Below are 19,712 nucleotides of genomic sequence, written 5' to 3'. Positions count from 1 at the left end.
TGAGCCGGAAACAGAGGAGAGACGCATGAGCTTGACCGGAGAGATGCTGATCGGTGCCGCCGCAGTGCGGGGCACGGGCCAGGCCTTCCAGGGATTTGATGCCACGACGGGCGCCGCCCTCGACCCTGCCTATGGCAGTGCGACGGAGACGGACGTCGCCCGCGCCTGCGCCCTGGCGGCCGACGCTTTCGGCGCCTATCGCGCGGCACCGCCGGAAATACGCGCCAAATTCCTGGAACTCGCCGCCGCGAAGATCGACGCCCTGGGCGATGCGCTGACCGACCGCGCCTGCGCCGAGACCGGCCTGCCGCGCGGGCGGATTGAGGGCGAGCGTGGCCGGACCGTCGGCCAGCTGCGCCTGTTCGCACAGGAAGTGCGCGAAGGCAGCTGGCAGGATGTGCGGCTGGACCCGGCTTTGCCGGACCGCAAGCCGCTGCCGCGCCCCGATATCCGCATGCGCATGATTCCCCTGGGGCCGGTCGCCGTTTTCGGCGCAAGCAACTTCCCGCTTGCCTTCTCGGTCGCGGGTGGCGACACCGCTTCGGCACTCGCCGCCGGCTGCCCGGTGGTGGTGAAGGGCCATCCGGCCCATCCCGGCACATCGGAAATGGTCGGCCGCGCCGTCCAGGCGGCGGTAAAGGAAGCGGGATTGCCGGAAGGAGTCTTTTCGCTCCTGTTCGGTGTGGGTGATGGTGTGGGTTCGGCCCTGGTCGCCGATCCGCGCATTCAGGCGGTGGGCTTCACTGGCAGCCGGGCCGGCGGTCTGGCTCTTGGCAAGATCGCGGCGGCCCGGCCCGAGCCGATCCCGGTCTATGCCGAGATGAGCAGCATCAATCCGGTTCTTCTCCTGCCCGGCGCGCTGGCTGCCAGCGGTGCTGCCCTGGGCAAGGCTTTCGTCGGTTCGCTGACCATGGGAGCGGGGCAGTTCTGCACCAATCCGGGCCTTCTGCTGGCGATCCCCTCGGACGGGCTCGATGCTTTCGTGGCGGCTGCCGGTGAGGCGCTGGGTGATGCCGCAGCCGGCGTCATGCTCCATAAGGGCATTCTCGCCGCCTATGAAAAAGGCGTGGCGCAACTCTCCGGCACCGCCGGGGTGAAGCCGCTGGGCGCGGGCCATACGGCGGAGGGCAAGGCGGGTGCCGCCTTCTTCGGCACGGATGCCGCGACCTTCCAGAAGACGCCGCATCTGGCCGATGAGGTCTTCGGTGCAGCCGGCCTGCTGGTCAGCGATGCCGATCTGATGGCGCTCGCGCGTTTGATCCAGGGATTGGAAGGGCAGCTCACCATTACCGTTCACATGACGGAGGATGATGAGGCGCTGTTCACGGCCCTGCTGCCGGTGCTGGAAACCAAGGCCGGGCGCATTCTGATCAATGGCTGGCCGACGGGCGTGGAGGTTTGCCATGCCATGGTGCATGGCGGTCCTTTCCCCGCGACATCGGACAGCCGCACGACGTCGGTCGGCACGCTCGCCATCCGGCGTTTTCTGCGTCCGGTCTGCTACCAGAACGTGGCCGAGCCGCTGCTGCCGGACGCCTTGCGCGATGCCAATCCGCTGGGCCTGTGGCGGCGGCTGGACGGGCGCGTGACGGCGCCGCTCTGATCAGCCTGGGCTGCCGGCGGGAGAGGGCTGGGCCGCTCTCTCCCGCGTTCTTTGCAAGCGGAGTCGCCCCGGTTTTAGGCAGTCAGAGTCGCTTGCTGGCGCAATGCCTCGGCGAAGGCCGGGGCCGGCATGGGGCGGCCGAAGTGGAAACCCTGGAAGATCGCGCAGCCGTAGCTTTGCAGGGTGGCGACTTCCTCGCTCCGCTCAACCCCTTCCGCCAGCACGGCGATATCGAGGCCGCGGCCGAGTTCGATCAGGGCCTTGCAGATGGCCCGTCCGCTGGCCGAACCATCCACGTCACGCACGAATTCGCGGTCAATCTTGAGCGTGTCGAAAGGCATGTCGCGGAGCTGGCTCATGGTCGAATAGCCGGTGCCGAAATCATCGATTGCGACGGTCACGCCCAGTTCCCGCAGCGCACCGAAGACCCGGCGGGTTGTGGCCCGGTCCTGCATGGCGGCGGTCTCCGTCATCTCCACTTCCAGCCGATCGCGGGACAGGCGATGGCCGCTGATTGAGTCCGCGATCAATTGCACCAGGCGTTGGTCGCTGAACTGCCGGGCGGACAGGTTGATGGCGAGCCGGAAGTTCGGCGGCACGATTGCTTCCCATTCCTGCATCTGGCTGCAGCCGGTCTTCAGAACCCAGGGGCCAATCTCGTCAATCAGGCCGCTGCGCTCGGCGATGGGAATGAAAACGCTCGGCGCCATGGCACCCAGGTCAGGATCGGTCCAGCGCAGCAGCGCTTCGGCGCCGATGATGGTGGGTGTGACACTGCCAGCGGTGAAGCGAACGACCGGTTGGTAATGCAGCGATAGCGCGTCCTGCTCGATGGCCCGGCGTAGCGCGCGCTGAACGTTCATCTGCAGGCGCGCGCTGGATTGGGTTTCCGGCGCATAGAAGGCCACGCTATCCGCATGCACGGTAGGAACTGCGGCCTGTGCCGCATCGAGCAGGGACACAGAGTCCTGCGCATCTTCCGGCGCCAGGGCGATGCCTGCGGTGACCTGGGGCGTGATCAGCAGTCCATTTTCCTGGATGTCACGACCCAGGAGGGCGAGGATGGTTTCCGCCTGCTCGGTCAGATTGGGCGCCTCGGGCGTCAGAGTAGCGCTGATGGCAAAACGCCGGCCATCGACGCGTGCAATCAAGGCATGCTTCTGGGCGATGGTCTGCAACCGGGCCCCGATGGTGCGGAGTGCCACCACGGCCCCGACCTCTCCAAACGCCGCCATGATCTCATCCAGGTTCTGCAGGCTGAGGATGCAAAGCGCGATGGGCTGGCGCCGGGCTAATTCGACGTCGAGACGTTTCAGAAGATCATCGCGGTTGGGCAGGCCGGTGACCCGATCAACATAGGCGAGCGTCTCAAGAACGGCATTGAGCCGCAGCAGCGAGGCAACAGTATCGGCCATCAATTGCCCTGCCTCATCCGTGCAATCGGTCGGCAGCGACGGCAAGTGGCCGTGCGCGACATAGGCGTGAACGGCGCTGCGGGTCATCAGAATGGGCTGCAGCAGACCGTTGAGAATGATCAGAGTGAGCCCGGTGCCGAGCAAGGTCGCCACCAGTGCGATACCGATGACCGGCAGGGCGGCCCGGAAGTTCTCCGTCCGCAGGGCGAAGAAGATGACAAGCGTCAGCAGCGGCACATGGGTGCCGACAAAGGCAATGAGCATGATCTTGTTGCGGTAGCCGAGCGGAACCACACGGGCCACGGCCCGGTAGAGGCGCAGCTGCCGCGCGGAGGAGGCTGCTGTCTTCGCTGCATCCGTCGTGTCGGGCGGGGTCATTGAAGCCTTTCCTGGAGCTTGGCGGACCAACGCGTCTGTACGCCCGACGAGCTGGATGTTGCGTAAACGGCTTGACCATTGCGGTCTGTGGCAAGGCTTGAGGCGAGCGGCACCGATATTGCTACCCGATAGTCCTGACCGGTGGTCCTATCCGTCTCCCTGACGATAGCCGTGGCCGACGAGACCTTTACGACGCAGACCAAGGAGTGGACGTGCCATGTCGCAACGTAGGATGCATCTGGTCGCTTTCCTGATGACAGGGCCGACCTGCCATCATCACGGCGCCTGGCGCCACCCGGAGACGGAGGTCGACAATATCCTGGAGCCGGCACGATATGAGCACATTGCCCGCGTGCTGGAAGCCGGCAAGTTCGATGCGCTGTTCTTTGCCGATATCCTGGGCATCTACGACATCTACGGCAAGACCTACGACACCATGCTGGGGCGGGGCGGCCAGGTCTGTCTGCTCGACCCATCCGTCATCCTGCCGATGATGGCGCGGGTCACGGAACGTCTGGGCCTCGGCCTGACCTATTCCTCGACCTTCAACCACCCCTATCAGATTGCACGCATGCTCGGCACGCTGGACCATCTGAGCCGCGGGCGCGTCGCCTGGAATGTCGTCGCCTCGACCTCGACGCTGGAAGCGCAAAATTTCGGCATGACCGAGATGCCGGGGCGCGCCCAGCGCTACGACCGGGCGGACGAGGTGCTGGAAGCCTGCATGGCCTTGTGGAACAGCTGGGAGGCGGGGGCGCTCGTCCTTGACAAGAAGCAAGGCATTTTTGCCGATCCCGCCAAGGTTCATTACGCCAATTACGACGGCCAGTGGATCAAGTCGCGCGGGCCGTTGACCGTGCCACGCAGCCCGCAAGGCCATCCCGTCATCATGCAGGCGGGCAGTTCCGAGCGGGGGCGGGATTTCGGCGCACGCTGGGGGGAGATCATCTTCACCCTGCAGCACCAGAAAAGCGACATGCAGACCTTCTATAAGGATTTCAAAGGGCGGATGCAGAAGTTCGGCCGCGCGCCGGAAAGCTGCGTCGTGCTGCCTTCGATCGATTGCGTCATCGGCGAGACGGACGCAATCGCGCGGGAGCGGGCGCATTATGTCAACGAACTGGTCGATACCCAGCTTGGCATGGCCTGCGTCTCCGGCCAGATTGGCATCGACCTGTCGCAGATGGACCCGGACCAGCCGCTGCGCGACATCCAGGTCGAGCAGGGGTCGCGGGGTTCCTTCGACGTCATTCTGCAGGGGACTGCGGCGGAAGGGCTGACGCTCGGCGAGGCAGCGCGGCGTTTTGCCACGAGCGAGCTGTGTCCGCAGCTGGTCGGCACGCCGGAGATGATCGCCGACCGGCTCATCGATCTGTTTCAGGACCATGCCTGTGACGGGTTCGTGCTGACGCCCACGACCTTCCCGGGCATGTACGAGCAGTTCACCAAGACGGTGGTGCCGATCCTGCAGGAGCGTGGCCTGTTCCGAAAAGAGTATGCGAGCGCCACCCTGCGGGAGCACCTACAGGACTAAATTCCCAGACAGAAAACAAGATTTTAGTTTTTTCAAGGCGTTAGCACGCAGGCCGTGTTACGGCTCCGCGACGACGTATGGAATTTGTGGTCGATATAAATAAAAAACTGGAATTCATGGTCGAAATAGGCCAAAAGCGCAGGAGCAGGATGCGGCTTGAAAAGCTGCGCTCGGGCGCCTGACTGAACCGTTGACCACACGCAACAAGCATTCGACAAGACCAAGAATAAACCGTCAGAGGGAGGATAAAGCCGGCAAAGGTCAGCCGCGCGCCAGTCGTCTTCGTACGTCGCAAACAACAAGTCCAAATCAAAACCAGATGCGCCTGCGTTGATTGCCCATAAGGGCCATAGGGAAGGAACAAAAAGAATGAAAACTATCCTGCGGAAAGCCGTCGCTTGCTCTGCGGCGATCGCTGCTATCGCCTTCACCACGTCGCTCAGCCCGGTCAGCGCTTTTGCGCAGTCCGAGCACGAATATACCTTCGCCATGATCACCCATGCCCAGCCGGGCGATACCTTCTGGGACATCATCCGCAAGGGCGCTAATGCCGCGGCGAAGAAAGATCACGTCAAGCTGCTCTATCTCTCGAACCCGACCGCTTCGGGCGAGGCCGAGCTTGTGACCAATGTCATCGCCCAGCATGTTGACGGTATCGCGCTGACGCTCGCTTTCCCGGATGCCGAGGCTACCACAGTGAAGAACGCGATCGCCGCAAATATTCCGGTGATTGGATTCAATGCAGGCACGGATGCCTGGAAGGATATCGGGCTGCTCTCCTATGTCGGCCAGGATGAGACGATCGCCGGCCGCGCGGTCGGTGACAAGCTCAACAAGCTTGGCGCGAAAAGCGTCGTCTGCGTCGATCAGCAGCAGGGTGCGGTGCAGCTTGAAGCGCGTTGCGACGGCATCAAGGCGACCTTCAAAGGTAGCTTCTACGTTCTGTATGTGCCGGGCTACGACATGGCCGCGACGCAATCCCGCATCGTGGCCAAGCTGCAGCAGGACAAGAACGTCGATTATATCGTGACGCTGGGCGCGCCCTTCGCACCGACCGCCATTCAGGCGGCCGATACGGCCGGCAGCCAGGCCAAGGTCGGCACGTTTGACCTGACACCGCGGGCCGTCGGCCTGATCCAGCAGGGCAAGCTGCAATGGGCGATTGATCAGCAGCCTTTCGTCGAAGGCTATCTCGCGGTCGACTTCCTGTGGCTGAACAAAGTGAATGGCGATGTCGTGGGTGGTGGCCAGCCGGTGCTGACCGGACCTGCCTTCGTCGATAGTTCCAACGTCGCCGATGTCGCGAAATTCGCCAAGGCCGGCACGCGCTAGAGCGTGATCGTGTCAGATGCGAACGAGACCGTTTTCGTCTGATGCGCATAACTCTCTAAGTCACTGATGGGTCTGCGGAAAGGTTCGGTTGGTCTGCCTAGAGGCGCCAACCGGACCGACCAGGCCCGGCCCGAAGACGGCGGCCGGCAACGGCCGGGAGGAGATCAGGTGAACGCTCTCACTGAAAGCGTGGATGCACGCGCCATGCAACGTCAACTGCCCAAGACGCCCTTATGGAAGCGTGTCCTCAAGCGACCGGAAGTCGGCGCGCTGGGCGGTGTCATTCTTGTCTTTGTTTTCTTCTATGTGATGGCGCCCCCCTTCCGCCAGCTCTCGGCCTTGTCGACCGTCCTCTACCAGGCTTCCATTCTCGGCATTCCGGCGGTCGCCGTGGCGCTGCTGATGATCGGCGGAGAGTTCGACCTCAGCGCCGGCGTTGCGGTGGTAACCTCATCACTGGCGGCATCGATGTTTGCGACGGAAGTGACGGGCAATCTGTGGCTGGGCATTCTGCTCGCCCTGTTCCTGTCCCTCGCGATCGGTGCCTTGAACGGCTATCTGCTGGTGCGCACCAAGCTGCACAGCTTTCTGGTCACGCTTTCGACCTTTCTGATGCTGCAAGGCCTCAATATCGCCATCACCAAACTGGTGACCGGCAATGTTGCGACCCAGGATATCAGCGGCATGGATGGCTTCGACCTCGGCCAGCGGATCTTTGCCTCCAACTTCCATGTCTTCGGTGTCAGCGTCAGCATCGCCATCGTCTATTGGCTTGTCTTCGCGGCGATTGCGACCTGGATTCTACTGCGTACCCGCATGGGCAACTGGATTTTCGCGGTCGGCGGCCAGGGTGACAGCGCCCGCGCGGTCGGTATTCCGGTCAAGCGCGTCAAGATCGGTCTGTTCATGATCGTGGGCTTCGCCTGCTGGTTCACCGGCATGCATATGCTGTTCGCCTATGACACGGTGCAGTCGGGTGCCGGTATCGGCAACGAGCTTCTGTATATCGCCTCCGCCGTGGTGGGCGGTTGCCTGCTCACCGGTGGTTATGGGTCTGCCGCCGGTTCGGCCCTAGGCGCCTTCATCTTCGGCATGACGACCGAGGGCGTCATCTATGCCGACTGGGACCCGGATTGGTTCATGTTCTTCGTGGGTGCCATGCTGCTGCTGGCGACCGTCTTCAACGGTTGGCTGCGCCTGCGCGCCCTGAGCCGGAGCAAGTAAGATGACAGACACAACAACAGCGCCCATCATCCAGCTGAGCAATGTCGGCAAAAGCTACGGCAATATCAGCGCCCTGCGCGATGTCAGCCTGGCGGTGCGCCAGGGTGAGGTGACCTGCATCCTGGGTGACAATGGGGCCGGCAAGTCGACGCTCATCAGCATCATCGCCGGGCTGATCGGGCACGATCAGGGAACCTATGCGGTGGACGGAAAGTCCATGCATTTCTCCTCGCCGCGCCAGGCGCTGGATCTCGGCATTTCCGCCGTCTACCAGACGCTGGCCCTGGTGCCGCTGCTGTCGGTCTGGCGCAATTTCTATCTCGGCTCCGAAATCCTCAAGGGCGCCGGCCCGTTCCGGCGGCTTGACGTGAAGACGATGCAGGAGACAGCAGGGCGCGAGCTTCAACGCATGGGCATCAATATTCCTGATCTGGACCAGCCGGTCGGCACACTGTCAGGCGGGCAGCGGCAGGTTGTCGCCATTGCCCGCGCGGTCCATTTCGGTGCCCGCGTGCTCATTCTGGATGAGCCGACGGCCGCCCTCGGCGTCACCCAATCCGGCCTCGTGCTGCGCTATATCGCGACCGCCGCGCGCGAGCAGGGCATCGGCGTCATCTTCATCACCCATAATCCGCATCACGCCTATATGGTCGGCGACCATTTCATGGTGCTGGCGCGCGGGGAGGTGGAGCTGGATACGCCACGCTCCGACCTCAGCCTGGAAGATCTCATGTTCCACATGGCGGGCGGCGCCGGCCTCAACGCCTTGCAGCACGAACTGCACCGCGGCGAACCCAAGGCAGCATAATGAAAATCGGTGTCGTTTCAGATTCTCTCGGCCATCTGCCCTTCGAGCAGATGCTGGATACTGCGGCCTCGCTCGGCATCGCGGGGGTTGAAATCAATGCGGCGAACTGGACGGCCGCGCCGCATCTGGATCTCGCGGCCACCCTTGCGAGTGGCGAGAAGCAGAAGACGTTGCGCCAAGCCGTCTCCTCACGCGGGCTGGAGCTGATCGCGCTGAACGCCAATGGCAATCAGCTGCATCCGACCGAGGGGGAGCGGCAGTCGGCTGCTCTGCACGATACGATCCGCCTGGCCGGCGCTCTCGGCCTGGATAAGGTCGTGCTGATGTCGGGCCTGCCGGCCGGCGGACCCGGCGACCAGACGCCCAATTGGATCATCTCCTCCTGGCCGCTGGAGACGCAGCAGATCCTGACATGGCAGTGGGAAGAGAAGCTGCTGCCCTATTGGCATGATCTGGCGCGCTTCGCGCAGGCCGAAGGCGTGACCAAGCTCTGCGTCGAAATCCACGGCAATCAGCTGGTCTATAACGTGCCGGGGCTGCTGCGGCTGCGCCGGGAGATTGGCCCCGTCGTCGGCGCCAATCTGGACCCCAGCCATTTGATGTGGATGGGGGCCGATCCGCTGGCAGCGGTCGATGCGCTGGGTGAGGCGATCTATCACTGCCACGCCAAGGACACCTATCTCAACAAGCCTCGCCAGGCGTTAACGAGCCTTCTGGAAAACGGCTCGCTGACCGATATCGCAGCCCGCTCCTGGAGCTATATCACCTTGGGCTATGGCCACCCGGAAGGCTGGTGGCGGGATTTCTGCTACCGGCTGCGTCTGGCGGGCTATGACGGCTGGCTGTCGATCGAGCATGAGGATCTCATCCTCTCCCGCGTCGAAGGCCTGCGCCGCTCGGTCGATCTGCTGCGCGCCGCCGCACCGGAAGAGAAAAGCGATTACACGCTGCAGGATTTCTGACGCGTAAGCCTCTGATTTGCCGATCGTGCGATGGCCGGATTAACGTCCAGTCCGACCACGTATCGATTGCCTTTCCGGCACGGATCAGGGGCCACGTCTTTAATGAAACACCTCTCTTTCAACCTTGTGCTGGAACTCGCCGTGAATATCCTCGCCCCCTGGGCGGTTTATTCGTGGCTCGCGCCGCATTATGGGGATACGACCGCGCTGATCGGCTCGGCTGTGCCGCCGCTGCTGTGGAGCCTGGTCGAACTCATCCGCGTCCGCCGGCTGGACGCGGTCAGCATGGTGGTTCTGGCCGGCATTCTGCTCACTGTGGCGGCCACCGCCTTCGGCGGCAGCCCGAAACTGCTGCAACTGCGTGAAAATGCGGTGACGGGTCTGGTGGGCCTGGTCTTTCTCGCCTCTCTCGGGCTGCGCCGGCCGCTCATCTATCATCTGGCTGCTGCGACCTTCGCGCGCCAGGGTGCGGAGTCCTCCGACAAGCTTGCGGCCTTTGTGGCCACGCCCCGGGGCGAAAGCTTTTTCCGGCACCTCACCATCCTCTGGGGTGCGGGCCTGGTTGTGCAGACGGCGGTGATGATCTGGCTGGTCTACGTCTGGCCGATCGGCCTCTACCTGCTGCTGTCACCCTTCATCGGCTACGGCATCCTCGGCCTTCTGTTCGCCGGCACCTTCTGGTACCGCCGCAGCATAAGGACGATCTAGCGCAATCAGAGCCTGCGGCTTGTCCAGGCACCCCAGAACAGGCTGCTGAAGAAGCGCAAGGGCGGCGCGAACCCGGCATCCTGCAGCAGGCCGGCCACCGCCTGTTCGGAATCCGGCGGATCGGCGCCCTGCAGAATGCGGCCCAGTTTGGCCTGAACCTCCGCGGGGCTCGCGCCCTGCATGCGCCAGCGTTCGCCCCAGGCGGCCAGCAGCAGAGGCTGGCTGGCATAGGAATAGTGGTTGCAGGCCAGGATGAAGGGCGCGCCGGCCGGCAGGTGCGCGGCGATATCGGCCAGAATGGCGCGCTTGGCGGCGTCCCCCGGCAGATGGTGCAGGACGCCGATGAGCGTTGCCGCATCAAAGATTTCGTTCTGTGGCAAATCGCCGATGGTGCCAAGAACCGGCGTTGTCCGGCCTGACAATCCTGCACGCGCAACGCGGTCCATGGCGAGGTCCAGCATCGCCGGCGCGGGGTCTACGGCCGTGAAGTGCCAGACGGGCTCGAGCGCGCCGGCGGTAAGGATTTCATTCGCTGTGCCGCCGGCGCCCGCCACCAGAATGCGTGCAGACCGGCCGCTGCCGAGGGACGCCGCAAGCAGGCAGGCGGCCAGTTCGTGACAGGCTTCGTAACCCGCCAGCGCGATGCGGCTCTGGCGTTCGTATTCCTCGGCCCGGCTGCCATCGAATTTGGCCGCTGCCTGCGCTGCTGTCGTCATGGTGATGGTCTCGTGCCTGATGCCGGGGCTGGGCCGCCGATTGCGATACGGCCACGTTATGCCATCATCCCGATCACCTTTGGGGGCGCTGGCATGATTGAGAATCCGCAGATCGCTCAGAAATATGATCGGCTGACCGCCTTTCTGCACGCCTATGAGCTGCGGGTTGCGGTGTTGGACGCGACCGCGACCGATGCAGAGCTTGTCATCGCCTATGACGCGGCCACGGATGTCGCCTGCCATCTCACGCTCTCGATGCAGGGCGCCGAAGCTTTGGGTGGTGCGCAGACCATTGCTGCCCGGGTGAGTTTCGGCGGTGCGGTCAACCCGCTGCTGGCGGCTTTGCCGGATCGGCTCTCCCTCCCGCTCGACGACGAACCCGCGTTGCGCGCCGTGGCCGAGCTGTTTGTCGCGGAAGCCCGTCAGCCCTCTTGCGGCGGGATGACGGTGCAATCCCGCCTGGGCGAGGTCATCGTCGTGCTGGCCATTCGCCGTGCCATTGCGCGGGGCGGCGTCGGGCCCGGACTGCTGGCGGGGCTCGCGCATCCGACGCTGCATCGCAGTCTTGTTGCCATGCATGACGATCCCCGCCGGGCCTGGACAGTGGCGGAACTGGCGGCTCTGGCCGGGATGTCGCGCGGACATTTCATCACGCGGTTCCGCGCGGTCGTAGGGCAGACACCGACCGCCTATCTGACCGGCTGGCGCCTGACCCTGGGGCAGCAGGCTTTGCGGTCGGAGGCCAGCGTCAAGGCTGTCGCCTTTCGTACCGGCTTCGGCAGTGCGGCCGCCTTCTCCCGCGCCTTTTCCCGCCAGTTCGGCTATGCGCCGAAGACGGTACGGGAGCGGGCTTTATAGATTCTCCTTCGCCATCATCATGTGGACGCCCTTGTTGCCGTCCACCGTCTGCGTCACGCGCAGATCGCCGATCAGGGAACACAGCATATAGGCCTGGTTGCGGGAGAGGTTGCTGCGGCGACAGATATGATCGACCATTTCCCGCACGGCCTGCTTGGCGGCGTCGTCCAGATCCTCGTCGAGGCCGATCGAAATAAGATGCGTCGCGCTTTCCGCGAAGGGGCGTTCGATCTTCATGTCGCGGCGGACCGTCAGACGGAATTTGCCCGTAAGCGCGGTTTCCAGCGCAGTGATGCAAACCTCGCCGTCTCCCTGCACGCCATGGCCGTCACCCGCCATGAAAAGCGCGCCTTCGTTGAAGACCGGCAGATAGAGAGTCGTGCCGGGTTTCAGCTCCTTATTGTCCATATTGCCGCCGAAGGCGCGGGGCTGGATGGTGCTGACCTCTCCCCAGGCGGCGGGCGGCGCGACTGCCATGATGCCGAAGAAGGGATCGAGCGGCAGCTCCTTGCCCCAGGGCAGGGTCATGACCTGCCGCTCATGGTCGATCCTGGGATGGATCGTCTCATAGTCGAATTCCTCCGGCAGGGTGCCGAGCAGCGGCAGGATGCTGACGAAGCCAAAATCGATGCAGGGCTTGGCCTCTAGAATGTCGATCTGCAGCGTGTCGCCCGGCATGGCGCCACGCACGAAGACGGGTCCTGTGAGGAAATGCCCGCTTTCGCGCGGGTGGGCGGCGACGCCCTGGCGCCAGATCTCCGGCACATCGGCGGCCACGGGCGGAAAGGCGGAGGCGCCCCCCGCAGGGAGCGATGAGAGGCGGACGGTATCGCCGGACTCAATCGTCACAATGGGTGGAAAGGCTGCCGACATGACGCTGCGGATCATCGTCTCCGGCGTGAAGGGGATTTCGTGATGCTGCGCCATGGCGTGACTGTCCCAAATGTACGGATGCCATCGAACCGTCTCAAAGCCCGGTCACGCAACCCAGAAAGACGCTGTGCGAGAGAAATATATCGCCCAGCCTCGGGATCGCGGAGATGTGGCGTGAAGAAATCCGCACTTTTGAAACGACTCTGTTATGGTGGCAGATCGCCACCTGAAATCGGGACGAAGAGGCCCGAAGGTGGTTAAGCCTACATCAAGACAGGAGGAAAACCATGTCGATAGAAAGGATTCTTAGAGGAAAGGGCCGTGAGGTCGCGACGGCCAAGGGCACGCATAGCCTGGAAGAGGTGAGCAAGCTGCTGGCGGAGTGGCGGGTCGGCGCCCTGCCGGTCATGGATGGGCAGACGCTGGCCGGCATTGTCAGCGAGCGCGATGTGGTGCGGGCGCTGTCGGTGCATGGCGCCGCCGCGCTGACCCTGCCGGTCTCCTCGGTCATGACGCGTGCGGTGCGCACCATCACGCGTCAGACCTTGGTCGAGGAGGCCATGGCCATCATGACCCAAGGGCGCTTTCGCCACCTGCCCGTGATAGAGGACGACCGGCTGGTCGGCATCATCAGCATCGGCGACGTCGTGAAGGCCAGGCTGGATGCGCAGCAGATGGAAGTCGAGGAGCTGAAATCCTACGTCGCCGGCGCGGTCTGACAAGACTCCGCCGACGCCGTGACACGCGTTAGAAAGCCGCGATGCCGGTAATGGCGCGGCCAAGGATCAGGGCATGCACGTCATGCGTGCCCTCATAGGTATTCACGCTCTCCAGATTGGCGGCGTGACGCATGATATGGAATTCCGCGGAAATGCCGTTTCCGCCGTGCATATCGCGCGCGGTGCGGGCGATTTCCAGCGCCTTGCCGCAATTGTTGCGCTTGACGATGGAAATGGCTTCGGGGGCCAGGCGGCCTTCGTCGAACAGCCGGCCGACGCGGAGGGCGGCCTGCAGGCCGAGGGCGATTTCGGTCTCCATATCCGCGAGCTTCTTCTGCACCAACTGGGTCGCGGCGAGGGGACGGCCGAACTGCTTGCGGTCCAGCGTATATTGGCGCGCCGCATGGAAGCAGAACTCGGCAGCCCCCATGGTGCCCCAGGCGATGCCATAGCGCGCGCGGTTGAGGCAGCCGAAGGGGCCCTTGATGCCCGAAACGCCGGGCAGCAGGTTCTCCTCCGGCACGATCACCTCATCCATGACGATCTCGCCGGTCACGGAAGCCCGCAGGCTGAGCTTGTTCTCGATCTTGGGGGTGGTCAGCCCCTTCATGCCACGCTCCAGAATGAAGCCGCGGATGGCGCCGTCATGGGCGTCGGACTTGGCCCAGACCACCATGACATCGGCGATCGGACTATTGCTGATCCACATCTTGGCGCCGGAGAGGCTGTAGCCATCGGCCACCTTCACGGCGCGCGTGCGCATGCCGCTGGGGTCGGACCCCGCATCCGGTTCGGTGAGGCCGAAGCAGCCTATTAACGTCCCGGTCGCCAAACCGGGCAGATACTTCCGGCGTTGCGCCTCGGAGCCATAGGCATGGATCGGATACATCACCAGCGAGGACTGCACGCTCATGGCCGAGCGATAGCCGCTGTCCACGCGCTCAACCTCCCGCGCGACGAGGCCGTAGGAGACGTAGCCGAGGCCGGCGCCGCCATATTCCTCCGGGATGGTGGGGCCGAGCAGGCCGAGCGCCCCCATCTCCTCCATCAGCCTGCGGTCGAAATTTTCCGTCATATAGGCATCCGTGATGCCGGGCTGGAGCCGGCTTTGCGCGAAGTCGCGCGCCGTGTCGCGGACCATGCGCTCCTCCTCGGTCAGCTGGTCGTCGAGACGGAAAGGGTCGGCCCAGTCAAAATCCGGCTTGGCAGTGCGCTCATGCGCCATGGTCGCGTCCTCGGTCAGTATCGCCCCCTGATACCGGGGGATCGGTCATGAAATCGTAGTGGCGATGGGGCGCGCGGGCAACGATGCGAGCATTCCATCGGCGCGCGTTCGTGTTAGAGTGTTTTTTGCACCTGCGAAGGGATACATAGCGCGTGTTGGCATATGACTTCCTCGTCATCGGCAGCGGCCCATCCGGCCGCCGTGCCGCCATTCAGGCTGCCAAACTGGGCTATTCGGTCCTGGTCATCGAAAAGGGCCGGCGGGTGGGGGGCGTGTCTGTCCATACCGGCACCATTCCGTCCAAAACCATGCGTGAGACCGTCCTCAACCTGACCGGCTACCGGGAGCGCGGCTTTTACGGCCGCGCCTACCGGGTAAAAAAGGATATCGAGGCTGAGGACCTGATGTCGCGTCTGCATAAGACGCTGGACCACGAGGTCGATATTCTGGAGCATCAGTTCGCCCGCAACTCGGTCAAGACCATGGCCGGCAAGGCGCGCTTCGTCGATCCGCATACGGTGGAAGTGACGGCCGAGCATGGCGAGATCAATCTCGTCCGCGGCGAAAAGATCCTCATCGCGGTCGGCACCCGGCCTTACCGGCCGCCGGAAATCCCCTTCGACGGGGAGCATATCGTCGACAGTGACGAGATCGTCGACCTGAAAAAACTGCCGCGCAGCCTGACGGTTGTCGGCGCCGGCGTGATCGGTGTCGAATACGCGACGATCTTCAGCGCGCTCGACGTCGCCGTGACCCTGGTCGAGAGCCGCAGCACCTTTCTGGACTTCATCGACCACGAGATCATCGAGGATTTCATCCATCAGTTGCGTGACCGCAACATGGCGATCCGCTTCGGCTCCAAGGTCGCCTCCATCACCATGGAAGACGGCTGGCCGACGACGATTCTGGAAAGCGGACGGCGGGTGCGCAGCCAGATGCTGCTCTATTGCGCGGGCCGGGTGGGCGCGACCGACAGTATCAATATCGCGGCAGCCGGTCTGACGGCAGATGATCGCGGACGTTTGCTTGTCAATCCGCAGACCCTGCAGACGGAGGTGCCGCATATCTATGCGGCGGGTGATGCGATCGGTTTCCCGAGCCTCGCCTCGACGTCAATGGAACAGGGGCGCATCGCCGCATGCCATGCCTTCCACATGCCGCTGCCGCCGGCACCCGAATTCTTCCCCTATGGCATTTATGCCGTGCCGGAGATTTCGACCGTCGGCATGAGCGAGGAGGAGGTGCAGCGCCGTGCCATTCCCTATGAATGCGGCATCGCCCGCTTCCGCGAGACGTCGCGCGGTCATATCATGGGTCTGGAGACGGGGATCTTGAAGATGATCTTCTCCATCCGTACCCATCGCCTGCTCGGCGTGCATATCGTGGGTGAGGGCGCGACCGAGCTGATCCATATCGGTCAGGCGGTACTGAACCTGAAGGGCAAGCTCGAATATTTCATCGAAAATACCTTCAACTATCCGACGCTGGCCGAGGCCTACAAGATCGCCGCCCTCGACGCCTATAACCGGCTGTCCAAGGGTATCACGGCCGCGGCCCCGGTGGCGTCCGACGCCGAGACCAGCAAGGCGGCCGAATAGTCTAGACGGGGGCCTCCCCCGTCGCCAGAAACGCAAGGATAGCGTCCGCGCCGCGTTCACCGGCGGGTGTCGCGGTCATCGAAAAGGTCAGATCCCGCCGGGCAAGCTGTGCAGCCCTGAACGTGTCGGGTGCCGCCTGTGCGCGGTCGAGTGCCGCGGGCAAGGCGTCCAGGCTGCGAATAACCTCCCCCAGCGACCAATGGCCGAAATCGGGGGAGGCGGCGCGGTCTTCCCCGCCCGTATTGAAGAAGATCGCCGGGCGTGGTTGCGCGATCCACTCATAGATCTGGCTTGATACATCACCCAGATAGATGTCTGCGGCGCGGATATAGCTCATGTCGACGGAACGTCGGCTGCCGGTATCGATGCGGATGCGCGGATGCTGGCGCAGGGCTTTCGGCAGCCGGCCAGGCCAGCCCAGGCGTTTATGAATCGGCGTGATATGAACGGCCCTTTTGAACAGCATTGTATGCGGCGCGAAGATGAGATTGAAGCGGTCCTGAGCCGCAAACCAATTCAGCACATCGCGTCCGAACGGATACCAGGAGGAGATATGCGGATTGAAATGTGGGTTGTAGACGATGGTCGGCAGGTCATTGGCAAAAAAGCGCTCAACCGGCTGAGCGAGCGCGATATCGAATTTCGGATAGCCGATGATGATGTAACGGTCCTCGGCAATCAGTCCGCTGGCCAGCATGCGGTCGCGCACCTTCTCTCCCGATAGCAAGACCAAATCGAAATGACGCGTCGTGCGGCGAAAGCCGGCGGCGCCGTCACCTGCGCCATGCGGGATATAGATCAGTTTCGGTGTGGTGACCCCGAAGCGCGTGCGTAGCAGCGTGGTCGTCGTTTCCGGTACCACGATCGCGTCGAAACTGCTCAGAAAAGCTGCGTGTTCGCGCAGGATGGCGATGCGCTTGAACGGCGCAATCGGCCGCAACAGGCTGTCCGCCATGCGGCTTGGCCAGCGCAGCGTAAGGTCGTGGAACGTGACTGGGCGACCGGGGCTGATCAGGCTTGCGGCCGTCTCCCGCTGGTCTGGGCTGGTGGTCAGGATATGCACGTCCATACCCCGCGCGGCGAGAGCGGAGGCCACCGGGATTGTATGCGGGATCTGGTGGACAGCGTCGTGATTGTAGAGAAACGCGATCTTCATGCGGCGGGGGCGAGCCTGTGTCTGACGATATGATAAAGTCGCGACGTTTTGGCGGAGAGCGAAGCATCCAGCCGTTTCACGTCCAGCAGCGTCATTTCGCCGATCGCCGACAGCGTGTGCAGACCGTCCGTCATGGGGGACATCCAGGACGGCGCCCGCAAGCCGTCGCGGTCTGTGGCGGAGAAGCGGCCTTCATCGAGGCGGGAAATATCGAGCAGGCGGATGGCGGCGCCATAGGTATTTCTGCAATCCTGTACCGGTAAGATGATTGATCCACCCTGGAGTATCGGCGTGCCGCCCGGCCGGGCGCTTGCAATGTCAATACGAACCGGGTTGCGGGGATGCAGATGCCATGGTCCGGTCAGCCGGTCCGCGAAGGCGACATGCAGATGGCTCTGCTTTGCCCGCTTGGCATGAGACGGCGCATAGAACAGCCACCAGCGCCCCTGCCAGAAGCAAGGCGTCGCATCGATGGCCGCACCGTCAAGCGGGATGTGGCACACGGCTTCCCATTGGTCAGGGAATTGCTTCGCCCGGTAGAGCGTCAGCGTGCCGGACTGAAAGGCTTCCGGCAGCATCCAGGTTTCACCCTCCGCCTCGAAGACGAAAGGATAGGAGAGGTGCCAGGGCTCCCGCAGCACCGTGCGGCTGTCGAGCAGCGTCAGTCGTTCATCATAGATCAGAAGATCGATATAGCCGTGACGGTCGCGATAGTCGAAAGCCTCGGCGAAGACATACAGCCTGTTGTCGCGCCACAGGCCGAAGGGATCGGCACGGAAGGATTGCCCCGGCATCGCCGGCGCCCAGGTGACGCGCGCCTCATCCAGCCCCTGCGCCAGGATCGTCGGCAGCGGCTGATCGATGATCGCGATACGCCAAAGATCCATGGGCCGCAGCATTCAGTCCGGCATCCTTCCTTTTGGCCCGTCATCCTGGCGGCAAACGGCGGATCAGCGTGATCGGCGGCGGCCCATGGCTGGGGTGGGGCCTGCGCATGCGCCGCTCGATGCGAATGATTGACATTCGTGATAGAGCACGTCCAGAAAATCGATAGGGCTTTCCGTGCCATGCAAATGGCGCAGAGGCCTTTTGCAATGGAGGCAAGATCTTGTCGAGCGAAGAGGACGTGATTGCGACGATCGTCGCGGTGATTCGGACCCAGGAGGGCGTGACCGCCGAAATGGCGGACGCCGTAACGCCACAGACGAATATTCTGCGCGATCTCAACCTTGATTCCATCGCGGTGATGGATTTCATCATGGAGCTTGAGACCGCCTTCGATACCGTCATTCCCCTTGATACCGTCGCCGAAATCGCGACGGTCGGCGATCTCGCGCGCGCGATTACGGTCGAGCAGGCGCGGGCCGCCGCCTGAGATGCTTGGAAAATACGCGCATCTCGCGCAGTCCCTCTCGGGCCTGCGTGACGCTGGGATCAACCCCTTTGCGGTCGCCTTCGATGAGATCCTGTCCCCGACCTCGGCCCGCCTGAACGGCCAGACGGTCGTACTGCTGGGCACCAACAATTATCTCGGCCTGACCTTCGACGAGAGCTGCATCGCAAGCGCGGTCGCCGCGCTCGAAACCGAGGGCACGGGCACCACCGGTTCGCGCATCGCCAATGGCACCTATGGCGCTCATGTCACGCTGGAAAAGCGGGTGGCGTCCTTCCTTGGCCGGCGCGATGCGATGGTTTTCACAACCGGCTACCAGGCCAATCTCGGCATTATGGCGGCGCTGGCGGGGCGGGATGACCACCTGCTACTGGATGCCGACAGCCATGCCAGCATCTATGACGGCTCGCGCCTGGCGGAGGCGCAGGTGACGCGCTTCCGGCATAACGACCCGGATGATCTCTATCGCCGCCTGCGCTATCTGGCCGACAAGCCCGGCGACAAGCTGATCGTCGTCGAAGGCATCTACAGCATGCTGGGCGATGTGGCGCCGCTGAAGGAATTCGCCGCGGTGAAGCGCGAGACCGGGGCCTATCTTCTGGTCGATGAGGCACATTCGCTGGGCGTGCTCGGCGAAAACGGCCGCGGACTGCAGGAAGTGGCGGGGGTCGAGGCCGATGTCGATTTCGTCGTCGGCACCTTCAGCAAAAGCCTGGGCAGCATCGGCGGCTTCTGTGCCTCTGATATGGAGGGATTCGATGTGCTGCGCGTCGCCTCCCGCGCCTATATGTTCACGGCCTCGATGCCGCCCTCTATCGCGGCGAGCGTGACCCAGGCTTTCGACGTGATGGCGGCCCGGCCGGAGCTGCGCCAGGCGCTGACGCGCAATGCGGACGCGCTCTATGGCGGTCTGAGCAAGGCGGGCTTCCGTCTTGGGCCTACGCCAAGCCCGATCGTCTCCGTCCGGCTGAGCAAGCCCGAAATCGCCGTCGCCTTCTGGAATAAGCTTCTGGCGCGCGGGCTTTACGTCAATCTGGCGCTGCCGCCGGCAACGCCGGCGCGCGAATCGCTGCTGCGCACCAGTGTCAGCGCCGCTCATAGTGCGGCCGATATCCGTTTCGCGGTGGAGGCCATCACCGCCGTCGGCGAGGAGCTTGGCATCATCGGGGAGGCGGTCGCGGCAGCGGCTTCCGCCGCCGATTAGACCCTA

The 19,712-nt window shown here is 63.6% G+C and carries 18 protein-coding genes; 12 read left to right on the top strand and 6 right to left on the bottom strand.

Annotated elements, in window-relative coordinates; translation table 11 throughout:
* Positions 1–25 precede the first annotated feature (25 nt).
* The gene (locus tag AC3G7M_RS02805) at positions 26–1,603 is read left to right on the top strand and encodes an aldehyde dehydrogenase (NADP(+)) (RefSeq protein WP_489214201.1); all 1,578 of its coding nucleotides are present in this window, start codon (positions 26–28) and stop codon (positions 1,601–1,603) included.
* A 74-nt stretch (positions 1,604–1,677) separates the two neighbouring features.
* Here AC3G7M_RS02805 and AC3G7M_RS02800 read toward each other — a convergent pair whose 3' ends face one another.
* A complete protein-coding gene (locus AC3G7M_RS02800; protein ID WP_489214200.1) occupies positions 1,678–3,396 on the bottom strand; it encodes a putative bifunctional diguanylate cyclase/phosphodiesterase in 1,719 nt (572 codons plus the stop codon).
* Positions 3,397–3,613: 217 nt separating this feature from the next.
* On the opposite strand from AC3G7M_RS02800, the gene AC3G7M_RS02795 reads away from it, so the two are divergent.
* From AC3G7M_RS02795 to AC3G7M_RS02770, 6 genes are all read left to right on the top strand, one after another.
* Positions 3,614–4,930 (top strand): LLM class flavin-dependent oxidoreductase, encoded by a 1,317-nt coding sequence (locus tag AC3G7M_RS02795; protein WP_489214199.1) that lies wholly within the window; start codon positions 3,614–3,616, stop codon positions 4,928–4,930.
* A gap of 369 nt (positions 4,931–5,299) precedes the next feature.
* A complete protein-coding gene (locus tag AC3G7M_RS02790; protein WP_489214198.1) occupies positions 5,300–6,262 on the top strand; it encodes a substrate-binding domain-containing protein in 963 nt (320 codons plus the stop codon).
* A gap of 168 nt (positions 6,263–6,430) precedes the next feature.
* On the top strand, positions 6,431–7,486 hold the full coding sequence (locus AC3G7M_RS02785; RefSeq protein ID WP_489214197.1) for an ABC transporter permease: 1,056 nt from the start codon (positions 6,431–6,433) through the stop codon (positions 7,484–7,486).
* A 1-nt stretch (position 7,487) separates the two neighbouring features.
* Positions 7,488–8,294: an ATP-binding cassette domain-containing protein gene (locus AC3G7M_RS02780; RefSeq protein ID WP_489214196.1), complete on the top strand. Its 807-nt coding sequence runs from the start codon at positions 7,488–7,490 to the stop codon at positions 8,292–8,294.
* Positions 8,294–9,256: a sugar phosphate isomerase/epimerase family protein gene (locus AC3G7M_RS02775; protein WP_489214195.1), complete on the top strand. Its 963-nt coding sequence runs from the start codon at positions 8,294–8,296 to the stop codon at positions 9,254–9,256. Before AC3G7M_RS02780 ends, AC3G7M_RS02775 begins: the two co-directional genes overlap by 1 nt.
* A 102-nt stretch (positions 9,257–9,358) precedes the next feature.
* Positions 9,359–9,964 (top strand): VC0807 family protein, encoded by a 606-nt coding sequence (locus AC3G7M_RS02770; RefSeq protein ID WP_489214194.1) that lies wholly within the window; start codon positions 9,359–9,361, stop codon positions 9,962–9,964.
* A gap of 5 nt (positions 9,965–9,969) precedes the next feature.
* Here the strand turns inward: AC3G7M_RS02770 and AC3G7M_RS02765 are convergent, their stop codons facing one another.
* Positions 9,970–10,680 carry a class I SAM-dependent methyltransferase gene (locus AC3G7M_RS02765; RefSeq protein ID WP_489214193.1) on the bottom strand — a complete coding sequence of 237 codons (711 nt, stop codon included), beginning with the start codon at positions 10,678–10,680 and terminating at the stop codon, positions 9,970–9,972.
* Between the two features lie 93 nt (positions 10,681–10,773).
* Here AC3G7M_RS02765 and AC3G7M_RS02760 point away from each other — a divergent pair, with 93 nt between their 5' ends.
* Positions 10,774–11,538 carry a helix-turn-helix domain-containing protein gene (locus AC3G7M_RS02760; RefSeq protein WP_489214192.1) on the top strand — a complete coding sequence of 255 codons (765 nt, stop codon included), beginning with the start codon at positions 10,774–10,776 and terminating at the stop codon, positions 11,536–11,538.
* On the opposite strand, the gene AC3G7M_RS02755 is transcribed toward AC3G7M_RS02760, so the two are convergent.
* On the bottom strand, positions 11,533–12,465 hold the full coding sequence (locus AC3G7M_RS02755; protein WP_489214191.1) for an acetamidase/formamidase family protein: 933 nt from the start codon (positions 12,463–12,465) through the stop codon (positions 11,533–11,535). The genes AC3G7M_RS02760 and AC3G7M_RS02755 overlap by 6 nt on opposite strands.
* 233 nt (positions 12,466–12,698) lie before the next feature.
* Between AC3G7M_RS02755 and AC3G7M_RS02750 the strand changes: the two genes are divergently transcribed.
* Positions 12,699–13,130, top strand: coding sequence for a CBS domain-containing protein (locus AC3G7M_RS02750; RefSeq protein ID WP_489214190.1), 432 nt, complete (start codon positions 12,699–12,701; stop codon positions 13,128–13,130).
* Positions 13,131–13,158: 28 nt separating this feature from the next.
* On the opposite strand, the gene AC3G7M_RS02745 is transcribed toward AC3G7M_RS02750, so the two are convergent.
* Positions 13,159–14,355: an acyl-CoA dehydrogenase gene (locus AC3G7M_RS02745; protein WP_489214189.1), complete on the bottom strand. Its 1,197-nt coding sequence runs from the start codon at positions 14,353–14,355 to the stop codon at positions 13,159–13,161.
* 152 nt (positions 14,356–14,507) lie between these two features.
* Between AC3G7M_RS02745 and sthA the strand changes: the two genes are divergently transcribed.
* Positions 14,508–15,953, top strand: coding sequence for a Si-specific NAD(P)(+) transhydrogenase (sthA, locus tag AC3G7M_RS02740; RefSeq protein WP_489214188.1), 1,446 nt, complete (start codon positions 14,508–14,510; stop codon positions 15,951–15,953).
* Between the two features lies 1 nt (position 15,954).
* Here the strand turns inward: sthA and AC3G7M_RS02735 are convergent, their stop codons facing one another.
* Together AC3G7M_RS02735 and AC3G7M_RS02730 are read right to left on the bottom strand one after the other, a co-directional pair.
* On the bottom strand, positions 15,955–17,109 hold the full coding sequence (locus AC3G7M_RS02735; RefSeq protein WP_489214187.1) for a hypothetical protein: 1,155 nt from the start codon (positions 17,107–17,109) through the stop codon (positions 15,955–15,957).
* Complete coding sequence (locus AC3G7M_RS02730) at positions 17,106–18,008, bottom strand: glucosamine inositolphosphorylceramide transferase family protein (RefSeq protein ID WP_489214186.1); 903 nt, start codon at positions 18,006–18,008, stop codon at positions 17,106–17,108. Before AC3G7M_RS02730 ends, AC3G7M_RS02735 begins: the two co-directional genes overlap by 4 nt.
* A 209-nt stretch (positions 18,009–18,217) precedes the next feature.
* Between AC3G7M_RS02730 and AC3G7M_RS02725 the strand changes: the two genes are divergently transcribed.
* Both AC3G7M_RS02725 and spt read left to right on the top strand, forming a co-directional pair.
* Positions 18,218–18,484, top strand: a complete 267-nt coding sequence (locus tag AC3G7M_RS02725) for an acyl carrier protein (RefSeq protein ID WP_489214185.1) — start codon at positions 18,218–18,220, stop codon at positions 18,482–18,484.
* Position 18,485: 1 nt separating this feature from the next.
* Positions 18,486–19,706, top strand: coding sequence for a serine palmitoyltransferase (spt, locus tag AC3G7M_RS02720; RefSeq protein WP_489214184.1), 1,221 nt, complete (start codon positions 18,486–18,488; stop codon positions 19,704–19,706).
* The last annotated feature ends 6 nt before the right edge of the window (positions 19,707–19,712 follow it).

Source organism: Acidisoma sibiricum (assembly GCF_057837225.1).
Note: the sequence above shows the minus strand (reverse complement) of the source record. Positions and strands in the feature narration are given on the sequence as shown.